This window comes from Frigoribacterium sp. RIT-PI-h (assembly GCF_001297205.1).
In the GTDB taxonomy this organism is placed as follows: Bacteria; Actinomycetota; Actinomycetes; order Actinomycetales; family Microbacteriaceae; genus Frigoribacterium.
The window spans coordinates 260,419-266,795 of the sequence record NZ_LHOZ01000065.1; the positions used below are offsets into that span (position 1 = coordinate 260,419).

Annotated in this window: 5 protein-coding genes; 1 reads left to right on the plus strand and 4 read right to left on the minus strand. The window is 68.3% G+C overall.

The features are described 5' to 3' along the window. The first annotated feature begins 17 nt into the window (after positions 1-17). Positions 18-536 carry a flavin reductase family protein gene (locus AEQ27_RS08170; protein WP_054146165.1) on the plus strand — a complete coding sequence of 173 codons (519 nt, stop codon included), beginning with the start codon at positions 18-20 and terminating at the stop codon, positions 534-536. 41 nt (positions 537-577) lie between these two features. On the opposite strand, the gene dnaE is transcribed toward AEQ27_RS08170, so the two are convergent. From dnaE to AEQ27_RS08190, 4 genes are all read right to left on the minus strand, one after another. Beyond that, entirely contained in the window at positions 578-4,096 is a 3,519-nt protein-coding gene (gene dnaE, locus AEQ27_RS08175; protein WP_255349757.1) for a DNA polymerase III subunit alpha, read from the minus strand. 44 nt (positions 4,097-4,140) lie between these two features. After that, complete coding sequence (locus AEQ27_RS08180; RefSeq protein ID WP_054146166.1) at positions 4,141-5,064, minus strand: RluA family pseudouridine synthase; 924 nt, start codon at positions 5,062-5,064, stop codon at positions 4,141-4,143. Beyond that, positions 5,061-5,732: a signal peptidase II gene (lspA, locus tag AEQ27_RS08185; RefSeq protein ID WP_082383342.1), complete on the minus strand. Its 672-nt coding sequence runs from the start codon at positions 5,730-5,732 to the stop codon at positions 5,061-5,063. Before lspA ends, AEQ27_RS08180 begins: the two co-directional genes overlap by 4 nt. Before the next feature lie 4 nt (positions 5,733-5,736). Continuing rightward, a partial coding sequence (locus tag AEQ27_RS08190) for a hypothetical protein (RefSeq protein ID WP_235451019.1) occupies positions 5,737-6,377 on the minus strand: 641 nt, incomplete at its 5' end.

The following is a 6,377-nucleotide window of genomic DNA, read 5'->3' on the forward strand; positions in this document are numbered from 1 at the left end:
TCAGTAGGCTCGGGAGCATGACGGACGACAACGCGACGATCTCGCGGCCCGACGACTCCCTCGAGGTGTTCAAGGAGGCCTTCCGACGCCACGCCGCCGGTGTCGCGATCGTGACGGCGCGAGACGCCGACGGCGCGCCGGTCGGGTTCACGGCCACATCCCTGGCGTCACTGGCCGCCGTGCCGCCGCTCGCGACCTTCAACATGGCCAGGACGGCGAGTTCATGGCCTGCCGTCTCGGAGACGGACCAGGTCATCGTGCACCTGCTCGGCCTGCGCAACCGCGACCTCGCCCGACGCATGGCGGGTCCCGCCGCCGAGCGCTTCGCCGGGGACCACTGGACCGACGGGCCGAACGGAGTGCCGCTGCTGACGGGCGTGACCGCCTGGATGACCGGGACCGTCGTCGAGCGGTTGCCGGTCCACGGCAACGCCGTCGTGGTCGTGCGCATCGGGACGGGCGGCGTCGGCGAGGACGACGACGCCCTGCTGTACCACGACCGGCGGTACCTGAGGCCTGTGCACCTCGAGGACTGACACCGGGCGCGCCTCGTGCCGGCAGCCGGGCGCCGACCACCTCAGACGAGGCAGCCGGGACCCAGCAGGCTCTTGAGTTCGCCGAACAGGTCGGCCGTGACGTCGACCGGCATGGGGATCTCGAACACGCGGGCGGCCTCGCCCTTGACGAGTCGGAGGCGGACCTCGGTGCCGCCGGCATGACGGCCGAGCACCGCCGCCAGCTCGGTGACCGTGTCATGTGTGGCCCGGTGCTCGGGCATCTGCAGGAGCAGCGGCCCGTGGGTCACGCCGACGCCCAGGTCGGGCATGAACATGCTCGCGGCGTGCATGTTCATGCCGTCGTCGCGGACGCTGACCCGGCCCTTGAGCACGATGATCGAGTCGCCGACGAGTGACGGCCCGAACTCTTGGTAGGTCTTGCCGAGGAACATGGCCGAGATCTCGCCCCCGAAGTCCTCGACGGTGATGATGCCGTAGGGGTTGCCCGAGTTGCGCGCGACCCGGTGCTGCACGCTGGTGATGAGCCCGGCGATCGTGACCGTCTCGCCGTCGATCGTCGCGGGGTCGCTCGCCAGGATGTCGGTGACCGTCGTCTGGGCGTGCTTCGCCAGAGGCAGCTCGAGGCCTGCGAGCGGGTGATCGGAGACGTACAGGCCCAGCATGTCTCGCTCGAACGCCAGCTTGTCGCGTTTGGACCACTCGGGACGTTCGGGCACGTGCTGGACGTCCTGCGGCTCGTCCCACAAGGAGTCGAAGTCGAAGCCGACCTGACCGTTCGCCTCGGCCCGCTTCTCGCTGACCGCGGCCTCGACGGCGGACTCGTGGATCTCGACGAGGGCACGCCGTGTGGACCCCAGCGAGTCGAATGCCCCTGCCTTGACGAGAGACTCCACGGTGCGCTTGTTCGCCACGGGGAGCGGCACCTTGCGCAGGAAGTCGTGGAACGAGGTGAAAGCACCCTCTTTCTTGCGCGCGGCGATGACGTGGTCGACCACGTTGAAGCCGACGTTGCGCACGGCCCCCATGCCGAAGCGGATGTCGTCGCCGACGGCCGCGAAGAAGCCGATGGATTCGTTGACGTCGGGCGGCAATACCTTGATGCCCATCCGGCGGCACTCGTTGAGGTAGAGGCCCAGCTTGTCTCGGGAGTCCCCCGTGCTCGTGAGCAGGGCGGCCATGTACTCGGCCGGGTAGTGGGCCTTGAGGTAGGCCGTCCAGTACGAGACAACGCCGTACGCAGCCGAGTGCGCCTTGTTGAAGGCGTAGTCGGAGAAGGGCAGCAGGATGTCCCAGAGCATCTTGACGGCATCGGGCGAGAACCCGTTGTCGAACATGCCCTTCTCGAACCCGGCGTACTGCTTGTCGAGCTCGGACTTCTTCTTCTTTCCCATGGCGCGTCGGAGGATGTCGGCCTGACCCAGCGAGAAGCCGGCGACCTTCTGCGCGATGGCCATGACCTGCTCTTGGTAGATGATCAGGCCGTAGCTGGTCGAGAGGATCTCTTGCAGCGGCTCTTCGAGCTCGGGGTGGATCGGGGTGATCTCTTGCGCGCCGTTCTTGCGCAAGGCGTAGTTCGTGTGCGAGTTGGCACCCATGGGGCCCGGTCGGTAGAGCGCGATGACGGCCGAGATGTCTTCGAAGTTGTCGGGCTTCATCAGGCGGAGGAGCCCGCGCATGGGCCCGCCGTCGAGTTGGAACACCCCGAGCGTGTCGCCGCGCCCCAGCAGTTCGTAGGCGCCCCGGTCGTCGAGCTCGAGGTCTTCGAGCACGAGGTCGAAGCCACGGTTCGTCTTGATGTTGTCGAGGGCGTCGTTGATGATCGTGAGGTTGCGCAACCCCAGGAAGTCCATCTTGATGAGCCCGAGGGACTCGCAGGCCGGGTAGTCGAACTGCGTGACGATCTGACCGTCCTGCTCGCGCTTCATGATGGGGATGATGTCGATGAGCGGATCGCTCGACATGATGACGCCGGCGGCATGCACACCCCATTGGCGCTTCAGCCCCTCGAGGCCGAGCGCCGTGTCGAAGACGGTCTTGGCCTCGGGGTCGGACTCGACCACGGTGCGGATGTCGCCGGCCTCTTTGTAGCGCTCGTGCTGCTTGTCGAAGATGCCGGTGAGGGGGATGTCCTTGCCCATCACGGCGGGGGGCATGGCCTTGGTGAGCTTCTCACCCATGCCGAAGGGGAAGCCGAGCACTCGAGAGCTGTCCTTCAGGGCCTGCTTCGCCTTGATGGTGCCGTACGTGACGATCTGCGCGACACGTTCGTCGCCGTACTTCTCGGTGACGTACTGGATCACCTCGCCGCGACGACGGTCGTCGAAGTCGACGTCGAAGTCGGGCATGGAGACGCGGTCGGGGTTGAGGAACCGCTCGAAGATCAGACCGTGGCGCAGCGGGTCGAGGTCGGTGATGCGCATGGCGTAGGCGGCCATCGAGCCGGCCCCCGAGCCACGGCCCGGCCCGACCCGGATGCCGTTCTCCTTCGACCAGTTGATGAAGTCGGCGACCACCAGGAAGTAGCCGGGGAATCCCATGCCGGTGATGACACCGATCTCGTACTCGGCCTGCTTGCGCACGTCGTCGGGGATGCCCGCCGGGTAGCGGTACACGAGCCCCTTCTCGACCTCTTTGATGAACCAGGTCTCTTCGGTCTCGCCCTCGGGCACCGGGTAGCGCGGCATGTAGTTGGCCGAGGTGTTGAACTGCACGTCGCACCGCTCCGCGATGAGCAGCGTGTTGTCACACGCCTCGGGGTGGTCGCGGAAGAGGTGTCGCATCTGCTGAGCGGACTTCAGGTAGAACTCGTCGGCGTCGAACTTGAAGCGGTTCGGGTCGTTGAGCGTCGAGCCGGACTGGACGCAGAGGAGCGCCGCGTGGCTGGTGGCATCGTGCTCGTGTGTGTAATGGAGGTCGTTCGTCGCGACGAGCGGCAGGTCGAGGTCTTTCGCCAGGCGCAGCAGGTCGCCCATGATCTGGCGCTCGATGCCGAGCCCGTGGTCCATGATCTCGGCGAAGTAGTTCTCTCGGCCGAAGATGTCACGGAAGTCGGAGGCCGCCTTGAGCGCCTCGTCGTACTGGCCGAGCCGCAGGCGGGTCTGCACCTCGCCACTCGGGCAGCCGGTCGTGGCGATGAGGCCCTCGGAGTACTGCGACAGCAGTTCGCGGTCCATGCGGGGTTTGAAGTAGTACCCCTCGAGCGAGGCCCGGGACGAGAGGCGGAACAGGTTGTGCATGCCCGTGGTGTTCTCGGACAGCAGGGTCATGTGCGTGTACGCACCGGAACCCGACACGTCGTCGCGTCCGCCGTCGCCCCACCGAACGCGCGTCTTGTCGCCCCGGTGCGTGCCCGGCGTGATGTAGGCCTCGGTGCCGATGATGGGCTTGACGCCCGCCTCGGTCGCGGTCTTCCAGAAGTCGTACGCCCCGAACACGTTGCCGTGGTCGGTGACCGCCACCGCGGGCATCCCCTGCGCCGCGGCCTCGGTGACCAACGGCTTGACCCGGGCCGCACCGTCGAGCATCGAGTACTCGCTGTGCACGTGCAGATGGACGAATGAGTCTTTGCTCGAGGCCACGGGGCTCCTCGTCTGGTGGTGGATCTGGCGACTAGGGGAACAGCCTAACTCCGACGGAGGACATCGAGAGCGAGCTGCAGGTCGGTGGGGTAGGTCGACCGGTACACCACCGGCTCACCCGTCCCGGGGTGACGGAAACCGAGCTGCACGGCGTGTAGCCACTGCCGCGTGAGACCGAGCGTCGCCGAGAGCGTCGGGTCGGCGCCGTAGGTCGCGTCACCGACGCAGGGGTGTCGCTGGGCCGCCATGTGGACGCGGATCTGGTGGGTCCGACCCGTCTCGAGGTGGATCTCGAGCAACGAGGCGGACGGGAACGCCTCGACCGTCTCGTAGTGGGTGACCGACGGCTTGCCGTCGACGACCACCGCGAACTTCCAGTCGGACGACGGGTGGCGCCCGATGGGCGCATCGATCGTCCCGGTGAGCGGGTCGGGGTGGCCCTGGACGACCGCGTTGTAGATCTTCTCGACGGTCCGCTCACGGAACGCCTGTTTGAGCAGCGTGTAGGCCCGCTCGGTCTTCGCCACGACCATGAGACCACTCGTGCCGACGTCGAGGCGGTGGACGATGCCGGCCCGTTCGGACGCACCCGACGTCGACCCGGTGAAGCCCGCGGCGGCGAGCCCGCCGAGCACGGTCGGACCGGTCCATCCGACCGACGGGTGAGCAGCGACGCCGACGGGCTTGTCGACGACCACGATCTCGTCGTCGTCGTGCACGACTGCCATGCCCGGTACGTCGACGGCGACCACGGCGGGGGCCTCGCGCGGTGACCACGTGACGTCGAGCCACGCACCGGCCTCGAGCCGGTCCGATTTGCCGACGGTGCGGCCGTCGACCGTCACCCCACCCGAGGCCGCGACCTCGGCCGCGAAGGTGCGGCTGAAGCCGAGCAGCTTCGCCAGGGCGGCGTCGACACGTTCGCCGGCGAGCCCGTCGGGCACCGGGAGGGCGCGCGTCTCGCTCACGAGTTGCTCCGGCGGTCGGCAGGAGGCGCGGTGTGAGCAGGAGCGCTCGGCTCACCGTCAGGAGTCGTCGGCTGGCCGTCCGGCGCCGGGTCGACCACCGGCGAACCGCCGTCCTGCCCGTCCTCCGCCGACCGCCGAGCCTTCTTCGTGCTCGGCGTGCGCGTGCCGTCGAGCCCGATGCCCAGCAACGTGAGCAGGAGGAGCAATCCCATGCTCGAGACGATGAAGACGTCCGCCACGTTGAAGATGGCCGGCAGGAGGGACGGGAAGTAGATGAAGTCGATGACGTGTCCCTGCCCGAAGGAGGGCTCTCGGAGCAGGCGGTCGGTGAGGTTGCCGAGGGTGCCACCGAGCAGCATGCCCAGCATGATCGACCAGGCCAGCGATCGGATGCGCCGGGCCACGATCAGGATGGCGACGGCGACACCGGCGGCGGCGATCGAGAAGATCCACGTCGAACCGCTCGCGAACGAGAAGGCGGCGCCGGGGTTCTTGACGAAGTGCAGTTGGAAGAACTCGCCGACGACGTCGACGGAACCGCCTTCGACGAGGGTGCGGGTGACCAACAGTTTGGTGCCCTGATCGAGGCCGTAGGCCACGACCGCGACGAAGGCCAGCGTCGCGAGAACGCGGACGCTGGCCTTCGTGGTGGGCTTGTCGCTCGACAAGACCTTAGTTCGAGCCGAAGCCCTGGGCGCTGGCCGGAGTCGACCGGGCGGCCTCGCCCGTGCCCTCACCGTCGAGCTCGTGGAGCTGACCTTCGATGTAGCTCTTGAGCTTGGAGCGGTAGTCACGCTCGAACGACCGCAGGTCGTCGATGCGACGTTCGACACTCGAGCGCTCGGTGTTGAGGCGATCGAGGATCTCGCGCTGCTGCGTCTCGGCGGCACCGACGATGTCACGCGACTTCGTCTCGGCCTCGGCGACGACCTCACGCTGACGGGCCTCGGCCTCGGACACGAGGCGTGCGGCGGTGGCGTGACCTTCGGCGATGAGAGCGTCACGCTTCTCGACACCCTCGCGGACGTGCTCTTCGTGCAGACGACGGGCCAACTGGAGCAGGCTGTTGGTGCTGCTGGTCTCGTCGGCCTCGGACACGGCCGGGGCGGAGTAGGCGGGAGCGGACGCCACGGCGGCGGGGGCCGCGACGACGGGCTCGGGCTCGACGACCGGCTCGGGCTCGACGGCCTCGGGGGCCGAGGCGGGAGCCGGTGCCGACGCAGGAGGCGGGGCGCTGGCCACCGGGGGCCGACACGGGGGGGGCTGCGTCGCGGGGGCGGGGGCGGCGCGCGGGGGGCGGTGGAGCGGCGGCG